Source organism: Rhizobium sp. BK196 (genome assembly GCF_014193255.1).
Classification (GTDB): Bacteria; Pseudomonadota; Alphaproteobacteria; order Rhizobiales; family Rhizobiaceae; genus Rhizobium.
In genome coordinates this window covers 41,464-58,757 of the sequence record NZ_JACHZB010000005.1, presented here as the reverse complement: position 1 = coordinate 58,757, position 17,294 = coordinate 41,464, and the positions used below count along the sequence as shown (strand labels likewise).

Below are 17,294 nucleotides of genomic sequence, written 5' to 3'. Positions count from 1 at the left end.
CTCACTCAAACAAGTCTGCGGCCCCGGCGTTACTCACTGCGACAAGATCCGCAGTGATGGCTCGCCTCACACCACCTCGACCCTGAAATTCAGCCCCTCCCAGCGCTGCGCATCCGTCCAGAAGATCGTGAAATCGATCGAGCCGGATGGAAGCATTTCAGTATGCAGGTCGAAAACGTAGGTGCCGAAGCCCCTGTCTTCGCATGGCGCATCCGAGGCATTTGTCCATTGATCGATCGACCAGCGCACCTTTGCCGGCGCAGGCAGTTCGATGCGAAGAACCCTGCCCGCCGGAATCCGCTCGCGCCGGTCAGTCAGCCGCCAGGAGAAAGGTGCCGGCGCAGGCCTTGCCGCGACATAGCGGGCAAAGGTCTGGGGCGGCATGTCGAAGACCACGCCGTCTCGGAGCGAGCGAAGCAGCTTGATATGTTCGGCATGCGCCCAGACCAGCGGCATGGCGCTGCCGGAGGGGCGACCCAGGAAAAGCTCGCGTTCCGGCACATCCTCGCTATCCCATATCTGTTCCGGCAACAGCCCGCCCTCGCTTGCCGAGGCTTCGAGCGCAGCCAGCATCCGCCGCGCCTCGTCCGCCCGCCCCGCCGCAAGCTCGTAATGAGCGCGCTCGCCGGTCAGCAGCGGCCAGAGCCTGCCGACGCCGCTGCCGGCAAAGGGGGCGCCGCCGACGCGCTCGCCATAGCCGTCGTCATTGTAGCGATACCAGTACGGCCCGGCCGGAAGGTCGCGCCGCAACTGCGCATCGATCGCCGCCACCGTGCCAAGGATGCGCGGGTCATCGGCGGCCCGCAGGCCGAAGCGCACCAGTGCCAGCGCATCCGGGCTTATCAGCAGGTCCGCTTCAACCACTTCGCCGAGATCGTCCCGATTGCGGATCGGAATAAAGTCACGCCACAGTGACAAGCTACCGTCGGTCGCCGAAGCGATGCGCACATAATAGCCTTCGACGCCGAGACGGCGCGACAATTCGGTATTGGTGGCGTAGGTCCACTCCTCGATGCGCTCGTTCCAGCCATCGGCCACCTCGCGCAGATAATGCGCCGCATCCAGCCGCCCTGCCGCTTCCACAGCGTCGGCCGCCGCGAGCAGGCCGGCGATCTCGACGGCAAGCGTGAAGGGCGAATAGCCGGCATCCTCCTCCCAGCGATCCTCCTGCGTGGCGGGACCGTTTCGAACGATATAGCCTGCCGCCGCCTCGATCATCGGCAGGTAGCGGCGGGCCTCCGAGGCACCGATTTCGCCTGACCGCAGCAGCATGTCGTAGAGCAGGATCGGAAAGGCCGTCTCGTCCATCTGGATGCCGTTCCAATAGGGCCGTCCGTCGAGCCAGGCATTCTGCACCCAATGGCCGTCCGCTTCCTGGATGACGGTGAGATAGTCGAGCACCGAACGTGCGTCCGCCGCCGCCCCGGCCGCCAGCAGCCCGCCCGCCGTCTCCACCAGATCGCGTGTCCATACGAGGTGATAGCCGCCAAGGTCGTCATCGCTCTTGTTGAAGCCCCAGGGGATGGAGAGGCTGGCGATGATGGCGCCGGAGGCATCGTCGCGATGGGTGGCAAGCACGCTGGTGCTGACGCGGTAGCGGTTAAGCTTGTCAGGGTCATGCGGTTCGTCGAGCGCCAGCAGACCGGCCTGCCACTCCCGCCAGCCGTTGCGGTAATGCTTCAGTGCCGGCTCCATACCCTGTTCCAGGCTGAGCAGCGTGCGCAGGGCAGCCTCCTCCGGCTGCGTGCCGAAGCCGATGGCGATCAGCGCCCTTCCCTCGCCAGCCTCGATATTAAGTGTTCCCGACAGTGCGATATTGCCCGACGTGGCGCAGCAATAGTCCTGCCGCAGTCCCTCGCCGCGCGACAATGTCTGCCAGCCGTCGGAAAAGCCGACATAGCCCACGGACCGGGCAAGCCAGGGCACCGACGCGGCAATGACGAGCGACCGCCCGGAACCCTCGGCAAAAAGCATCGGCTTGCGTTTGAAATTAGCGTACCAGCCGGTGTTGTCGGCGCCGCCATTGACGAGATGCGGGGCGACCAGCGCATGCAGCCGGTAATCGGAAAGACTGCCCGTCAACGCCTCGAAGCGGATGTCCTGCAGCACCACCTCGCGCTCCGGATCCGAAAAGATCGTCTTGGTGATACGATAGCGGCCGTCACGGGCGGTATTGATGAGCCGGAAGGCCGGAACACCGTCCTCGATCGCCTGCACGCTGTGATCGCAATCACGCTTCTCCTCGGAGAAATAGTCCTGCGCGGTGACGATGAAGCCGAAATCGCGCACGCAGGCCATGTCGAGCCGCGGCGCGTAGATCTCGTTGAGGATGCCATGGCTTGCCGTAAACCAGACGCAGCTCGCCGAACTGACGGATGTGCCGACCGCGCTCTTGTCGCTGGAGGTCCAGCGGGGTTCGATGCCCGGCGCGCCTGGTGGCTCGACGGAACCGGGTGGCAGTGTCGGAAAGGCCAAGTGCTGTTCCTCCGCTTGGGAATGTTCCCCTTGAATGCACTATCCTGGGATGAATTACAGCGATCCGCAATATACCGGCTTGACAGCCGCCGCCGATCTCGCGCCCGATGGAATGGTGCGGGAACGATTGAGGGCACAGCCCGGAGAGGAGCGCCAGCCATGGCTGACATGACGGAAGCACCCGATGCGACGCAGGCAGGCGAGCATGGCAGGAACGCGGCGGCCGCACCGGCGGGCCGCATCGTGCTCGCCGTCGATATCGGCGGCTCGCATGTGAAAGCAGAACTCAGCAGCGGCAGCGAGCGACGCTCGGTCGTATCGGGGCGTGCAATGACGGCGGCAAAGATGGTCGCAGCCCTCACAGATCTCACCGCCGACTGGCACTATGACGTCGTCGCCATGGGTTATCCCGGCCCCGTCGCTGCCCACCGCCCGGCGGCCGATCCGTTCAACCTCGGCCCGGGATGGAAGGACTTCGATTTCGAGGCAGCCCTCGGCAAGCCCGTACGCATGGTCAACGACGCGCTGATGCAGGCGATCGGCAGCTATGAGGGCGGCCGCATGCTCTTCCTTGGCCTCGGCACCGGCCTCGGCTCGGCCATAATTGCCGACAACGTCTGCCTGCCGCTCGAACTGGCGCACATGCCCTATAAGAAGGCGACCTTCGAGGACTATGTCGGCGAACGTGGCCTGGAAAGTCGCGGCAAGGGCAGATGGCGAAAATCGGTCGTCGACGTCGCCGACCGCCTGAGTGCCGCCTTGCTGCCCGACTACATCGTCATCGGCGGCGGCAATGTCGATAAGCTGAAGGAACTGCCACCAAAATGCCGTCGCGGCAACAATGACAACGCCTTCCGCGGCGGCTTCCGGGTCTGGCTGGACGATAGCCTGCGGCTGTGAGCTTCAGGGCGCCGACTTCAGTCCTAAAATCGGAATCGGCTTTCAAAAAGCTCGCCGCCCAGGCTTCGAAGAGTCGCGTGTCCTGCTGCAGTTCTAGCGTTCGGCTGCAACCGGGATCTGATGGACGGCATGGCGTTGCCCGCCTCTCGTCATGACGACGACCAGCGCTACCACAAGCAGGGCGACGAGGCAGCCGGCGATTACGTCGATCACGTAATGATTGGCGCTCGGGACGGCTGAAGCGCCCATTGCGACGTTCAGCATGAAGACTGGATAGCGCAGCAGTCGAATGTCCCACATCGCCCAGGCACAGAGCGTCGCGACTGCCGCGTGAACCGATGGGAACGTCAAGATGCCCGCACTTTCCTTCAGGCTCCAGACAAAACCCGGCTCGTCACGGACGCGGTGGAATTGAGTCAGGAAATGATAGCCGTATGTCTGATCGATATTTTCAAGCGTGTTCGCATCGAATTGGTAATAGGAATAGGTTCCAACCGCCGGCCACCAGATGGAAATTGCACTTGCGGCGAAACACAGGAGCCCGTAAGCGCTGACCATCTGATATGCCCTGACGCTTCTCTTGCACAAGATCAGAACGATCGGCCAGGCCAGCAGCTGATACGAAAACGTCCTGTAGGCCTTGTTGAATATCCAGGCCACAAGAGCATGCGCGTCCACCCATCGCATCAACGCGATCCAGTCCACACCGATCGCTCGGTCCCAAAATGCGAGCTGCTCGTCTGCGAGCGGCAAATTCTGCTGTATTGCCAGGTAGGTCGAAATCGTAATTGGAACGACCAGCAGAAATCCGCAGCCGACGCATTCCGTCAGGTTGCGGAGCTGATGCATTTGCCAGCGCGTGGCTAGAATGCTCACACAGCCTGTGAAGAGAGCAAAATACAGGACGAGGATCGAGGTATCGGCCATGCTGATACCCAGCTTGCTGACCCATGCCAGCAGCAAAACCAACGCATAAGAAGAAAGCGTGATGGCCAGCAGGAAAACTCTTGACCTCTCAGTGTCGTTCATGACCGTTGCCTCCCGGTCGGCAACGTTTAACACCGAGTTGATTGCAAACAGGTAAATTCCGCCGAATAGCGAGATTCATTGCTTTGTCTCTGAGGAATAAGCTCAACGGTTCGCCGGCCGCCATGCGCGCCGTGGCCGGCCATCGGGTGCTGCTTCCCGGCGAAACCACGCCCCGGTCGCGCCTTCAGCCCATGGCGGCACTGATACTGCGGATGCAAGGCCTGGCGAGCCGGCATGGAAGGCGGTTCGAGCGCTGCTATGAACAGGACCTAGATCGCCGGCTGAACCCGTTTTCGCTGAGGCAAGGTCATCGCGATCACACCGGCCATGACGCAGGCAAGCCCAACACCTGCGGTGGAAGACAGTGTTTCCCCGAGGAACAACACGCCGATCGCAACGCCGATCGGCACCCGCAGATAGGCTTGCGCCGTGGCACCGACCGAACCGAGCGTCTGCACGAGACGGAAATAGATCACGAAGGCAAGCGCTGTGGAAAAGACCGAGAGCGCAAGGAGTGCGAGGATGGAATGGAGGCTCGGGCTCAATGTCCAGGGGTGATCGACGGCGATGCTGGTCGGAATGAGGATCACCGCGCCGGAGAGCAGCGAGCCGGCGGCTGGCATGATCGGATCAAGACCCCTGAAATTCCGCCCGAAGACGGCAGCACCCGCATAACAGACCGTCGCTGCGACGATAGCGAGCTGCGCAGAAAGCGCATGTCCGATGCTGCCAAGTGCCCCGACACCTATAATCAGCGCGGTTCCGATCAATCCCGCGGAGACGCCGAACAGCTTGCGGCCCGTCAGGGCTTCGTGCCGGGTGATCAGCGCCGTGATCAAAAAGGCAAAAATCGGTGTTGTGGAATTCAGGATCGCCGCCAGGCCGGCATCGGTCATCCGCTCGGCCCAGGCGATCAGCGTAAAGGGCAGGACGCTGTTGAGGCAGGCCTGGACCAGGAAGTAAGTCCATGTCTGCCGGTCGCGAGGCAGTTTCAGGCCGCGCCAGCGTATGACGGCGAAAAGCAGCAGGCCGGCGACGAGCGTCCGCGCCGCCACCAGTGTTACCGGCGGAATGGTCTCCACGCCGATCTTGATGAAGGTGTAGGAGGCTCCCCAGAGCGTCGAGAGCACCAAGAGCAGCCCCAGTTCCCTCGTCATGCCAGTCTTCCTGTCCATCGCATTCCCCTCTCCGTTCATCCATCCTGCGCTTCTCTTTAGCCGCAGCGCAGGTGGAATGCTTCGATGCCGACCGAACTGTCGACGGAGTCGGCGGAGTGGCGGAACCTCTTTCGGAAATACGCGGTCGGTGTCATAGCTAGTGGCAACGGAGGACGATGGTATGGCTGAAATGACGGTTCTCGCATTTGCGCTTGTGGCATTCATCGGCATCGCCACACCCGGCCCGACTGTGCTTCTCGCCCTGACGAACGGCTCGAGATTCGGGGTGCGCCGGGCGGTACTTGGCATGATCGGCGCCGTCATGTCCGACTTCGTGCTGATCGGCGCGGTAGCTTTGGGTCTCGGTGCGCTGCTGGCGGCCTCGGAGTTCTGGTTCACAGTCGTCAAATGGGTCGGTGTCTGCTACCTCGCCTTCCTCGGCGTCATGCTGCTGCGCTCGAAGGGAACGCTTGACGTCTCGCTGCGCTCCGAAAACGGAAACCCATCCGCTTCATCGGCGGCGATCTCCCTCAAGAGCTTTCTCGTCGCCGTCACCAATCCCAAGGGTTACCTCTTCTTCTCGGCCTTCCTGCCGCAGTTCATCGATCCCTCGGGCGCACTGGTCGAGCAATATGCCGTGCTCGCCCTCGTCTTCGCCGGCATCGACTTCATGGTCATGTTCGGCTACGCGGCTCTCGGCTCACAGGCCGTCCGGCTGTTGCGAAAATCGGGCGCGCTCTGGCTCGACCGGATCTGCGGCGGTGCCTTGCTGACGCTTGCCGGCTCTCTCGCTCTTTATCGGCGGGCAAGTTCATAAGAGGCCGAACAGGCAGGCCTGACGGTCAGCGCGCCCAGGGATCAGCCTGGAGTTCGCCGCCCGCCTGCAAACCTTGCAAAATATCGATTAGCCGCGGCGCCATCTCCCGGATTTCCGTCAGATGAATGGCGGTGAGCCGCTTCAGCGCGTCATTTGCCTTTTCCGTCAGCTCCAGCGTCTGCCGCCGCTTATCGGCCGGATCCGTTTGGCGGGAGACATAGCCTGCGGCAACCAGACGGCTGACGAGTTCGGTTGCCGAATGCGGGGCGATCAGCAGGCGCTCGGCAAGGATGCCGATCGTCATGGCATCTTCGCCGCGGTGGCCGCGGATCGCCAGCAGCGCCTGGTGCTGCTGGGCTGGCAGTCCCTCCTCCTGCGCCGCCGAGGCGCTGAAATCCATGAAGCGGCGCAGCGTGTAACGCAGGTTGGAGAGCGCCTCGTAATCGGCGTCAGTCAGATCGTTCTTAGGCGTCTTCACTATGATCCCCCGCTCTCATTGCATCCATGCGGCCACTTCCATCTGCCGGTGATCCTGCAGCATGCGCAGCGCCTGCATGAGCTCCGGCGCCATTTCACGGATCTCATAGAGATGGGCTGGTGTCAGACGACGCAATAGCTCTTCTGCCTTTGCTGTCAACAGCACGGCCGGCCGCCGTTTCCGTCTCGCGTCGATCGTGACATGGCCGACCTCCTGCAGCAAACGACAAGTGCCGCGGCTTCCGCCGGCGTAAGAAAGAGCTTGTCCGCGAGTTCAGGCAGGCTCATGCGTCCTCCGACGCCGAGCCCCTTGATCGCGACTAGCGCCTGATGCTGCTGCCGCGTCAGGCCGAGCTTTTCGGCCGCCTTCCCGCTGAACTGGCGAAATTTGCGGATCCTATATCTGAGATTGGCAAGCGCCTCGTATTCGATTTCCGATAGAGCGCGGTCTTTGTTCGGCATGGTTCCAGCTCCTGATTTTGGCTGTTGATTTATATCGTACTACGATATATCTGCGGCGAGAACGAAGGCGTCAACAGGACCAGCAATGCCTCCTCAAAAAAACGCACACCGCCCCCATGATTTTATGGGCGGCCTCTCCCGGCGCGAGGCCGGGGATTTCACCACGGACAAGCGTGTCTTGGCTCTCGTCGGCATGGCGCTGATCGTCGGCACCGGCGGCGCCTTTGCCGCCTGGGTTCTGGTCAGCCTCATCTCGCTGGTGACGAACCTCGTCTGGTTCCACCGTTTCAGCATTGCCGCCGTATCGATGGCGCAAGCCCCGCGCTCCGTCTGGATGGTGCTCATTCCCGTCATCGGCGGCCTCGTCATCGGTCTGATGGCCCGCTACGGCTCGGAAAAGATCCGCGGCCATGGCATTCCCGAAGCGATCGAGGCGATCCTGATCGGCGGCAGCCGCATGTCGCCGAAAGTGGCAGTTTTGAAACCCCTCTCCTCTGCCATCTCGATCGGCACCGGCGGCCCCTTCGGCGCGGAAGGTCCGATCATCATGACGGGCGGCGCGATCGGCTCGCTCTTTGCCCAGTGCTTCCATCTGAGCTCGGCCGAGCGAAAGACGCTGCTGGTCGCCGGTGCTGCCGCCGGCATGACCGCGATCTTCGGCTCGCCGATCGCCGCCATCATGCTTGCCGTAGAACTGCTGCTGTTCGAATGGAAGCCGCGCAGCTTTATTCCCGTTGCGGTCGCTGCCTGCGTGTCGATCTGCTGGCGCCCCTTCCTGTTTCAGGCCGGTCCGCTCTTTCCCAAGCAGTTCCATATGGATTTGCCGTGGTGGGGCATCCTGCTCTGCGCCGCAATGGGCATTATCGCCGGGCTGCAATCCGGTATCCTGACGACGCTGCTCTACAAGATCGAGGATCTTTTCGAGGCGCTGCCGATCCACTGGATGTGGTGTCCTGCCCTCGGCGGCCTCTTCATCGGCCTTGGCGGCCTGATCGAGCCTCGGGTGCTCGGCGTCGGCTACGACATCATCGACGGCCTGCTGAACAGCTCCATCCTGCCGGCCGCCGTGCTGACGATCCTGCTGGTGAAAGCCGCGATCTGGCTTGTCGCCCTCTCATCGGGCACGTCAGGCGGTGTGCTGGCGCCGCTGCTGATCTTCGGCGGCGCGCTCGGCTGGCTGGTCGGCCTTTTCCTTCCCGGCGATCCCGGTTTCTGGGCGCTGCTCGGCATGGCTGCCATGATGGGCGGCACCATGCGCGCGCCGCTGACCGGCACCTTTTTTGCCGTGGAACTGACGGGCGATGTCTCTTCGCTGCTGCCGCTGCTTGCGGCAACCGTCTCCGCCTATGCGGTCACCGTACTGCTGTTGCGCCGCTCAATCCTGACGGAAAAGATCGCCCGTCGTGGCCAGCACATCACCCGCGAATACGGAATTGACCCCTTTGAATTTTCCCGCGCCCGCGACATCATGATCAGGCAAGTCGATACGTTCCCAGCCGAGATGACGGTCGGTGACGTGACCAATTTCTTCACGGCGACGCCGAAGACGCACCGGGTCTACCCGGTGGTCGACGGCAAAGGCATCGTGAAGGGTCTGGTTTCGCGCGGCGATGCGCTGAGGTGGCAACAAGATGGCACGCTTGCCGACCAGACACTAGGCGATTTCGTCTCCGACACCTCGCTGCCATTGGCCCATCCCGACGACACGGTCGGTTATGTCGCCGATCTGATGCTCGCAACCGATGCCGGCCGCATCCCGATCGTCGACGCGGAAAACGGAGAACTGCGCGGCCTCGTCGCCCGCAAGGATCTGCTGCGGCTGCGCCATTCGCTGCGGGCCACCGAGACGGAGCGCCGGCCCTATTTCGGACCGCGCCGGCAGGTGAACGAAGGAAACGCGTGAGATAAGCAGCGGTAGTATGAGTGGTGACCGTAACCGTTAGCTTCTGGCGGTTGCGGGCCACGCAAGACTAAGTTGATCCTCGGCATTCGTCTAGCTGGCAAAAATCCCAGGCATTGTCGCGTTGTGTCCTATCTATTGATCGACATGCGTCCGGATTCACCGCCATTTTTCAGTTGGTTACCAGTGAGCAGGCGGGCGATTGCGGTGGCGAACCAAGCCTAAAATAACGCGAAGCTTTTTACTTCTGATGTTGCATAAACGACGGCGCCGCTGGCGCCTCAGAGTGGTGCAAATTTCGACAGATCGACATATTTTGCAGGTAGCGACCATCACGTGCGCACATGATGGCCACACCGCGTTACCGGCCGAGCCAGCGATATTCCTCGATCGAGGCCTTGCCAGTCTTCTTGTCGTAGAGGCAGATCAGGTTGATGTTCTTGACCTTGTTTTTGCCCTTGCCCATCGAGCCGCGCAGCAGCACCGCGACCTTGCCTGTCGCATCGTCGAAGACAACAGGAGCTGTCGCCTCCGGCGTATCCATGCCTGACTGGCCGATGCAGGTGCCGTTCACCTTGGCGAAGAGTGCATTCCACGCGGCATCGCTGGATGCGCCGGCATAATAAGCCGAAAGCAGCATCGCGGCTGCCGCGATCGTGATTTTCTTGATCATTTTCAAGCCCTTGTTCAACGGAAAGGAATCGCCCATCGCATACGATCTGTTTAGTGACGGGCGAGCGCGGCCAAAACAAGGCGGGATGGTTTGCGAGGCGCGAGCCATCGCTTTGGCGTGTTTCTTCTCGGCAGATGCGAGAAGGATGACGATGGAAAGGGCATGCGAGGGGGTACCACACGGCGCGCCTTCTCCTACCTTTTCCTCGGAATGCCTTGCGCCGTGGCACATAGCGAAATGAAAGACATCTCCCATGTTCCAAAAAGTCGATTGCATCATCCTCAGAGTTCCCGACATCGACGAAGGCCTTGCTTTCTACTGCCGCAGCCTCGGCCACAAATTGCTCTGGCGCACGCCCGATGCTGCCGGCCTTGCCATGGCCGATACGGATGCCGAACTGGTGCTGCACACCAAAACCGGCCCGGAGGTTGATCTTCTCGTGCCCGAGCTTGCCCCTGCCTTAGAGCGTTTCGAGGGAGTTGGCGGGAAACGGATCTGCGAACCCTTTGAACTGCCGATCGGCATCGCGGTTGTCGTGCGCGATCCCTTCGGCAATGTGCTGACCATGCTCGATCAGAGCAAGGGCACGTTCACGACCGATGCCGCGGGCAATGTGACGGGTGTGGAACCCTAGCCAGGGCTGAAGGTCCAGACATACCTGAGCTCCGGGCAGTCGTCGGCAGGCGAGAAACCAGCGGAGGAAGGTTGCCGGCGCAATCCGACCGTGCAGCGCCGCGCGCCGGCCGAATCCATTATTCAAGGTTGTGCTCGTGCTTTTCCCGTGCAAGGCTGTTGCAAGCGGGAGGAAACGGCCATGAATGGTGCAGACAGCCTGTGTGATACGCTGCTGGCAAACGATGTCAGAGTGTGCTTTGCCAATCCCGGCACGTCGGAAATGCATTTCGTGGCAGCACTCGACCGCAAGCCCGAGATGCGCTGCATTCTCGGTCTCTCCGAGGGCGTCGTGACAGGCGCCGCCGATGGCTATGCGCGCATGACCGATCACCCGGCCGCGACCTTGCTGCACACCGGGCCGGGCCTCGCCAATGGTCTTGCCAATCTCCACAATGCCCGCCGCGCCAGGATACCCATGATCAACATTGTTGGCGATCATGCCTCTTATCATCTTCCTCTCGACGCGCCGCTGACATCCGACATCGAGGGCCTGGCAGGTACGATGTCCAATTGGGTGCACCGCATCCGCAGCCCGGAAGATATTGTCGGCGCGACGGAGGCTGCCTACCGCGCCTCCTTGTCACCGCCCGGTGTGGCGACGCTCATCCTGCCGGCAGATGCCGCTTGGGGGGATGTCGAAGCGGATCGACCGATCAGGCTGTCCCGGCCGGAGCCTCATGCCGCAAACATGGACAGCGTGCGAGGGATTGCCGCCACCATCAGAGATACGCCCGGCGAGGTCGGCATTCTTCTCAGCGGCGCGGCTGCCCGTGCAGACGCGCTGGAGATCGCGGGTGCAATTGCGGCCGCCAGGGATGTGCGTCTCTTCTGCGAGATGCAGCTGCCGAGGGTCGAGCGCGGACGCGGCCGTGTCGCCCTCACCCGCATCCCCTACCCGATCGACGCCGCGCTGGATCTGCTGGCCGATATCGATGTGCTGGTACTGGCGGGCGCGCCCGAGCCAGTCGCCTTCTTTGCCTATCCGGGAAAGCCTGGACGGCTGGTGCGCAAAGGCTGCAAGGTTCTGACCCTTGCAAGGCATGGCGAGGATCTCAAAGGCGCGCTGGAGGCATTGCGGGACGAACTCGGCGTCCGGCAGTCACTGCCTCCGTCGGGATCGTCAGCCCTTTCCGACGATATCGTTCCTTTCGGACATCTGACCGAGGATGCGATCGCCGTGATGGTGGCGGCGAGACTTCCCGATGATGCCATCGTCTGCGACGAAGGCGTTACCTCCGCCCGCCGCTTCTTCGACCTTTCGGCTGGTGCGGCGCCGCATGATTACCTGATGAACACAGGCGGCTCGATCGGCTGCGGCATTCCGCTTGCAACGGGTGCTGCGGTCGCCTGTCCCGACCGCAGGGTCATCAATCTGCAGGCAGACGGCAGCGCCATGTATACGGTCCAGGGCCTGTGGACGCAGGCGCGCGAAAATCTCGACGTGATCACGATCATCTTTGCCAACCGCGCCTATGCCGTGCTGCATGCTGAGATGCGCAATGTCGGCGTCAACGGCATCGGCGAGAATGCCCGGCGGATGATGAACCTCGATCATCCGGCCTGGGACTGGGTGTCGGTCGCCAAGGGCATGGGCGTTGATGCCGCGGGTGCCCATAGCTGCGAGCAATTTGCCGATCTCTTCGAAAGCGCGCTCAGGCGCCGCGGACCATTTCTCATCGAAGCGATCATCTGAGCTTTTAGGCAAACCGGTTGGCAAGCCGGCCTTTGAGACGTAGCATTCCGGCCTCAAGCCGAAAGCAGAGACCTTGCGACTGCCGATCTATAGCGCGTCTCAATCACTTCCCCATACATCGATCAGCATCTTGAGAAATCGCTCCGCTGCCGGCGACAAGGTGCCGCCGCGACGTCGAACCACGCCGATAGTGCGTGATATCTCGGGATTGCGGATAGGGCGGGTGATCAGAAAAGGATGGTCCTCTCGCGGGGTTGCCATGCGTGGCAGCACAGAAATTCCAAGGCCTGCCTCTACCAATCCGAGTGAGGTGGACAGATGGGTGACCTCGTAGAACCATCGAAGCTTGATGTTCGATTTTGCCAGCGCCGCGTCGAGCAGCGTTCTGTTGCCGCTAGATCGGTGAACTGTAATCAGATGATAGGGCTCCAGTTCCGCCCAGCCGACCCATGGTTTTGCTGCAAGAAGGTGATCCTTGCGCGCTGCAAGCACGAACGGGTCTTCCGCAAGCCGCTCGAAGGTCAGATCCGGATCCGAAGTGCCCATGATATTTATGCCGAACTCGACTTCCCCGCGTGCCACCGCTTGAAGACCGTCGGTTGCCGGCAAATCGAGGATACGAAAGCGGATGTTCGGATACTCCTGATTGAACTGTCGAATGACGGTAGGCAGGAAATAGAATGCTGCCGTCGGGAGGCACGCGATCGTCACCAACCCGCCTCGATTGGCTCCAAGGTCGCGGACAGCAAACAGAGAGCCGTCGAACTCCTCCAGCATGCGTCTGACGAGCGGCACGAGCTCCGTGCCGAGAGCCGTCGCGGAGACATGCCTTGTCGTCCGCTCCAGGAGCGGCGCTCCGATGACCTGCTCCAGTTTTTGAATGCGGCGGCTCAACGCAGGCTGTGACAGATGCAGCGCGTCGGCGGCACGATGAAAGCTCTCCAGTTCCACGACGCTGAGGAAGGCTCGAAGGTCAAGGATCTCGCAATTAATGCTCATTCTGCATCAATCCTCCGATTTTTAGCATTTCACAAATAAACGCTTCTTCCGATAATTGGATCAACTGGAGCCGATTGATACGGCGATGACATAATTCGGATGGAAGCACAAGCGATGAACGACCTGTTGGCGATCCCTTGCGTACTGATGAGAGGCGGCACCTCGAAAGGGCCGTTCTTCTTGGCAAGCGATCTGCCTGCGGCTGCCGATCAACGTGACGAGATCCTGCTCTCCGTCATGGGCTCGGGTCATCCGTTGCAGATAGACGGCATCGGTGGCGGCAATCCCGTCACGAGCAAGGTGGCCATCGTCGGACCTGCCAGCATCCCCGGCGCTGACGTGGATTATCTCTTCGCCCAGGTGCGGGTCGACCAGCAGAATGTCGATACCTCCCCGAACTGCGGCAACATGCTGGCCGCGGTCGGCCCGTTTGCCATCGAAGCCGGACTTATCCCGGTTCGTGGCGAAACGACACTCGTCCGGATCCATAACGTCAACACGGGCAAGCTGATCGAGGCCGAAGTCCCCACTCCAAACGGCAGCGTCTCCTATCTTGGCGAAGCTGCAATCGACGGCGTGCCCGGCCGCGCAGCGCCGATCGCGCTGACCTTCATGGACGCAGCAGGGGCTCGTACCGGACAGCTCTTTCCCACTGGCAAGCCAGTCGATTTGATCGGCGGTGTCGCTGTCACCTGCATCGACTGCGCAATGCCGATGATGCTGATCGAGGCAGGTTCGATCGGAGCGACCGGCTTCGAGTCGGCGGCAGAACTCAATGCTGATAAGGAATTGCTGGGGCGACTGGAAAAGCTGCGCATCGCTGCCGGCGAACGGATGGGCCTTGGCGACGTGAGCAATCAGGTCACGCCGAAGCCGGTGCTCATTTCCCGGCCAAAATCGGGAGGTGACATCAGCGTACGGTATTTCATGCCGCATCAATGTCATCCGTCGCTTGCAACAACCGGCGCCGTAGGGATCGCCACGGCCTGCATCAGCCAGGATACAATCGCCTCGCGTCTGATCGGCCGGCGTGCCCCTCCGGTTGTTCTTTCCATAGAGCACCCAAGCGGCCATCTGGACGTCAAACTATATGAGAGGGACGGCAAAGTCGTCGCCGGAATCCTTCGCACCGCGCGCCGGCTGTTCGAAGGACATGTATTCGCAAAACCTGTCACGCAACTCGGTTGCGCGGCATAATAACCGTGGCCGCCGGGAGGGCGCCACCAACAGGAGGAGAATATCATGCGCAAGCTCATGCTCGCCCTCGCGGCAACCGTCGTGTTTGCCGGTTCTGCGTTCGCGGACCCGGTACGCATCAGCGTTGGCTCTTACAACCTTAACAACCTCCCCTTTCCTGTCGCCCAGGGGCTTGGCCTTTATGAAAAGGAAGGCCTGGAGGTGACCGTCGAAAACTTCGCATCGGGCGGGTCGAAGACGCTTCAGGCGCTTGTTGCCGGTTCGACGGATATCGCCGTCGGTTTCTACGACCATACGATCCAGATGCAGTCGCAGAAGAAGGCTGTCGTGGCGTTCGTGCAGCTCGCCCGCAATTCAGGGCTCGTGCTGGCCGGCGGCAAGAACAGCACTTTCGACCCGGCTAAACCGGAAACGATCAAGGGCGCAAAGATCGGGATTACCTCGCCGGGCTCGTCTTCCGATTTCTTCGTCCGCTATTACCTGCAGCGCCACGGCTTGTCCGCCGCCGACGTCTCACTGATCGGCGTTGGCTCGGGATCTGCCGCCGTCGCGGCCCTTGAGCAGGGCAAGGTCGACCTCCTCGTCAACTACGATCCTGCAGCGACCTTCATCGAGGCCAAGGGCGTCGGCAAGATCCTGATCGACGGGCGCAGCGACGAGGGTGCGAAGGCGATCTATGGCGGGATTTACCCGACCTCCGTCCTCTATGCCACGCAGAGCTATATCGAGGAAAATCCGGAGACCATCCAGAAGGTCACGAATGCGACCGTCAAGGCGCTTGAGTGGATGAATAGCCACTCGGCGGAGGAGATCGTCGACAAGCTGCCGAAAGAGTTCATTTCCGGCGATCGTGACACCTACGTCAAGGCGGTCGAGAACGCGAAGGCGATCTTCTCGAAGGACGGGCGCATCAACGAGGAAGATATCAAGATTCCCCTCGCCGTCCTGAAGAGCTTCAACGAAAAAGTCGCCGCGGCCGAGATCGACCTGACGAAAACTTACACGAACGAATTTGTCGGCAAGGTCCCGAACGTCGCAGCCAACTGACAGGAGGAGGTCATGGCATTGACCGTAGTGAAAAAAACCGCATCCCCGACGGACAGTCCGTATCAAGCAAAGCCGATGGTTTCCATCGACGCGGTCACCATGGCCTTCGGCGCCTATGTGGCCGTGCAGGGTGTGAACCTGAAAGTCTCCGATGGCGAGTTCCTCGCCATCGTTGGTCCAACCGGCTGCGGCAAGAGCACAATACTCAATGCAATCGCCGGCCTGCTGAAACCTGCTGATGGCACCGTATCGATCGACGGTCAGCCGGTACGCGGCGTCCAGAACGACATCGGTTATCTCTTTCAGCAGGATGCCTTGCTTCCGTGGAAGACCGCGATCGAGAACGTGGAGCTCGGACCCATGTTCAAGGGCGTCGGCGCTGCAGAACGTCGCGAGCAGTCGATGAAATGGCTGGCGAAAGTCGGGCTCAAAGGGTTCGAGCACCGTTATCCGCATCAGCTTTCAGGAGGGCAGCGCAAGCGCGTGCAGATGGCCCAGGCGCTGATCACCGGCCCCAAGGTCATCCTGATGGATGAACCCTTCTCCGCGCTCGATATCCATACCCGCCACCTCATGCAGAACGAACTGTTGCGGCTTTGGCAGGAGGAAAGGCGCGCAGTGGTCATGATCACGCACGACCTCGAGGAGGCAATCGCTCTCGGTGATCGGGTCGTGGTGCTTGCCGCCGGACCGCGTTCGCGCGTGATCGACAGCTTCCCCGTCGATCTCGAACGCCCGCGCGATGTTGCGGAAATCAAGCTCGATCCGCGTTTCATGGATCTTTATCGCAACATTTGGTCATCGCTGCGCGGCGAAGTGGAGAAAAGCTATGAACGCCATGACTGAACGCCTCATCCAGATCGCGCTGCTGGTTGCAATTGTCGGCGGCTGGCAGGTCGGTGTCGCGGCCGGCTTCATCGATGTCTTCTTTTTCCCGGCTCCGGTCGACATCTTCAACCAGGTGGTATCCTGGGTGGCGGACGTCAGCTTTTATAGCCATGTCGCCATTACCCTGACGGAAACCGTGCTAGGCTATCTGGTCGGAACGGCATTTGGCGTGGCGGCAGGCGTCTGGCTCGGTCTCAGCCGTTCGACCGCGCGCATTCTGGACCCTTTCATCAAGGGTTTGAACGCGATCCCCCGAGTCGTGCTTGCGCCGATCTTCGTACTCTGGCTCGGCCTCGGTCTCTGGTCCAAGGTGGCGCTTGCCGTGACGCTGGTGTTCTTCGTCACCTTCTTCAACGCCATGCAGGGTGTCAGGGAAGTGAACCCGGTGGTGCTATCGAACGCCCGTATTTTAGGGGCCAGGAGGTCGGACCTGCTCCGCCACGTCTACTTCCCTGCAGCCGCGAGCTGGATCCTTTCCTCCTTACGCACATCGGTCGGCTTTGCCGTCGTTGGAGCGATCATCGGTGAATACCTCGGCTCTTCAGCTGGTCTCGGCTACCTCATCGCTCAGGCGGAAGGCAATTTTGATGCAGTCGGCGTCTTCGCAGGCATCCTGATCCTGGCAGTGTTTGTCTTGATTATCGACAGCATCCTGGACGTCGCCGAGAAGCATCTCATTAAGTGGCGAACGGGCGTTTCGGAACGGCCCGCGTGACGATCTTTAGCAGCGACAGAGAAATATGTTCCAAGCGCTCTTCCTTTACCGAAAAGGGAGAGCGCAGGCGTTCTGCGCAGCCACTGGCAGGGATCGGCTTTCCAGTCGTTAACCGTTTCTCATCGAAGCGATCATCTGAGCTTTCAGGCAAATCGGTTGGCAAGCCGGCCTTTGAGACGTAGCATTCCGG

Annotated in this window: 17 protein-coding genes; 9 read left to right on the top strand and 8 right to left on the bottom strand. The window is 61.3% G+C overall.

The window, feature by feature from the left end:
• Nucleotides 1-66: 66 nt before the first annotated feature.
• Complete coding sequence (locus FHT78_RS17705; RefSeq protein WP_183746655.1) at nucleotides 67-2,475, bottom strand: glucan 1,4-alpha-glucosidase; 2,409 nt, start codon at nucleotides 2,473-2,475, stop codon at nucleotides 67-69.
• A 168-nt stretch (nucleotides 2,476-2,643) separates the two neighbouring features.
• Between FHT78_RS17705 and FHT78_RS17700 the strand changes: the two genes are divergently transcribed.
• Nucleotides 2,644-3,375, top strand: a complete 732-nt coding sequence (locus FHT78_RS17700; protein WP_183747570.1) for an ROK family protein — start codon at nucleotides 2,644-2,646, stop codon at nucleotides 3,373-3,375.
• Nucleotides 3,376-3,468: 93 nt separating this feature from the next.
• Here the strand turns inward: FHT78_RS17700 and FHT78_RS17695 are convergent, their stop codons facing one another.
• Both FHT78_RS17695 and FHT78_RS17690 read right to left on the bottom strand, forming a co-directional pair.
• Nucleotides 3,469-4,404 carry a phosphatase PAP2 family protein gene (locus tag FHT78_RS17695; protein WP_183746652.1) on the bottom strand — a complete coding sequence of 312 codons (936 nt, stop codon included), beginning with the start codon at nucleotides 4,402-4,404 and terminating at the stop codon, nucleotides 3,469-3,471.
• 269 nt (nucleotides 4,405-4,673) lie between these two features.
• The gene (locus FHT78_RS17690) at nucleotides 4,674-5,579 is read right to left on the bottom strand and encodes an EamA family transporter (RefSeq protein WP_183746649.1); all 906 of its coding nucleotides are present in this window, start codon (nucleotides 5,577-5,579) and stop codon (nucleotides 4,674-4,676) included.
• Nucleotides 5,580-5,742: 163 nt separating this feature from the next.
• On the opposite strand from FHT78_RS17690, the gene FHT78_RS17685 reads away from it, so the two are divergent.
• Nucleotides 5,743-6,378, top strand: a complete 636-nt coding sequence (locus FHT78_RS17685; protein WP_183746646.1) for a LysE family translocator — start codon at nucleotides 5,743-5,745, stop codon at nucleotides 6,376-6,378.
• Nucleotides 6,379-6,403: 25 nt separating this feature from the next.
• On the opposite strand, the gene FHT78_RS17680 is transcribed toward FHT78_RS17685, so the two are convergent.
• From FHT78_RS17680 to FHT78_RS17675, 3 genes are read right to left on the bottom strand one after another with little or no spacing between them, the layout of a single operon-like run.
• Nucleotides 6,404-6,856 carry a helix-turn-helix domain-containing protein gene (locus FHT78_RS17680; RefSeq protein ID WP_348644754.1) on the bottom strand — a complete coding sequence of 151 codons (453 nt, stop codon included), beginning with the start codon at nucleotides 6,854-6,856 and terminating at the stop codon, nucleotides 6,404-6,406.
• A gap of 15 nt (nucleotides 6,857-6,871) precedes the next feature.
• Nucleotides 6,872-7,021: a hypothetical protein gene (locus tag FHT78_RS29380; protein WP_246715341.1), complete on the bottom strand. Its 150-nt coding sequence runs from the start codon at nucleotides 7,019-7,021 to the stop codon at nucleotides 6,872-6,874.
• Entirely contained in the window at nucleotides 7,012-7,317 is a 306-nt protein-coding gene (locus FHT78_RS17675; RefSeq protein ID WP_246715339.1) for a hypothetical protein, read from the bottom strand. The genes FHT78_RS29380 and FHT78_RS17675 overlap by 10 nt, the downstream gene beginning before the upstream one ends.
• A gap of 85 nt (nucleotides 7,318-7,402) precedes the next feature.
• Here FHT78_RS17675 and FHT78_RS17670 point away from each other — a divergent pair, with 85 nt between their 5' ends.
• Nucleotides 7,403-9,220 carry a chloride channel protein gene (locus tag FHT78_RS17670; RefSeq protein ID WP_183746643.1) on the top strand — a complete coding sequence of 606 codons (1,818 nt, stop codon included), beginning with the start codon at nucleotides 7,403-7,405 and terminating at the stop codon, nucleotides 9,218-9,220.
• A gap of 358 nt (nucleotides 9,221-9,578) precedes the next feature.
• Here the strand turns inward: FHT78_RS17670 and FHT78_RS17665 are convergent, their stop codons facing one another.
• Nucleotides 9,579-9,890 carry a hypothetical protein gene (locus tag FHT78_RS17665; protein WP_183746640.1) on the bottom strand — a complete coding sequence of 104 codons (312 nt, stop codon included), beginning with the start codon at nucleotides 9,888-9,890 and terminating at the stop codon, nucleotides 9,579-9,581.
• A 253-nt stretch (nucleotides 9,891-10,143) separates the two neighbouring features.
• On the opposite strand from FHT78_RS17665, the gene FHT78_RS17660 reads away from it, so the two are divergent.
• Complete coding sequence (locus FHT78_RS17660) at nucleotides 10,144-10,524, top strand: VOC family protein (RefSeq protein WP_183746637.1); 381 nt, start codon at nucleotides 10,144-10,146, stop codon at nucleotides 10,522-10,524.
• Nucleotides 10,525-10,704: 180 nt separating this feature from the next.
• On the top strand, nucleotides 10,705-12,258 hold the full coding sequence (locus tag FHT78_RS17655) for an acetolactate synthase large subunit (RefSeq protein ID WP_183746634.1): 1,554 nt from the start codon (nucleotides 10,705-10,707) through the stop codon (nucleotides 12,256-12,258).
• Between the two features lie 99 nt (nucleotides 12,259-12,357).
• On the opposite strand, the gene FHT78_RS17650 is transcribed toward FHT78_RS17655, so the two are convergent.
• Nucleotides 12,358-13,257, bottom strand: coding sequence for a LysR family transcriptional regulator (locus FHT78_RS17650; RefSeq protein WP_183746631.1), 900 nt, complete (start codon nucleotides 13,255-13,257; stop codon nucleotides 12,358-12,360).
• Nucleotides 13,258-13,371: 114 nt separating this feature from the next.
• Between FHT78_RS17650 and FHT78_RS17645 the strand changes: the two genes are divergently transcribed.
• From FHT78_RS17645 to FHT78_RS17630, 4 genes are read left to right on the top strand one after another with little or no spacing between them, the layout of a single operon-like run.
• Nucleotides 13,372-14,454 carry a 4-oxalomesaconate tautomerase gene (locus FHT78_RS17645; RefSeq protein ID WP_183746628.1) on the top strand — a complete coding sequence of 361 codons (1,083 nt, stop codon included), beginning with the start codon at nucleotides 13,372-13,374 and terminating at the stop codon, nucleotides 14,452-14,454.
• A gap of 45 nt (nucleotides 14,455-14,499) precedes the next feature.
• Nucleotides 14,500-15,501 carry an ABC transporter substrate-binding protein gene (locus FHT78_RS17640; RefSeq protein ID WP_183746625.1) on the top strand — a complete coding sequence of 334 codons (1,002 nt, stop codon included), beginning with the start codon at nucleotides 14,500-14,502 and terminating at the stop codon, nucleotides 15,499-15,501.
• 12 nt (nucleotides 15,502-15,513) lie between these two features.
• Nucleotides 15,514-16,347 carry an ABC transporter ATP-binding protein gene (locus tag FHT78_RS17635; protein ID WP_183746622.1) on the top strand — a complete coding sequence of 278 codons (834 nt, stop codon included), beginning with the start codon at nucleotides 15,514-15,516 and terminating at the stop codon, nucleotides 16,345-16,347.
• A complete protein-coding gene (locus tag FHT78_RS17630) occupies nucleotides 16,331-17,104 on the top strand; it encodes an ABC transporter permease (RefSeq protein ID WP_183746620.1) in 774 nt (257 codons plus the stop codon). Before FHT78_RS17635 ends, FHT78_RS17630 begins: the two co-directional genes overlap by 17 nt.
• Nucleotides 17,105-17,294: the final 190 nt, after the last annotated feature.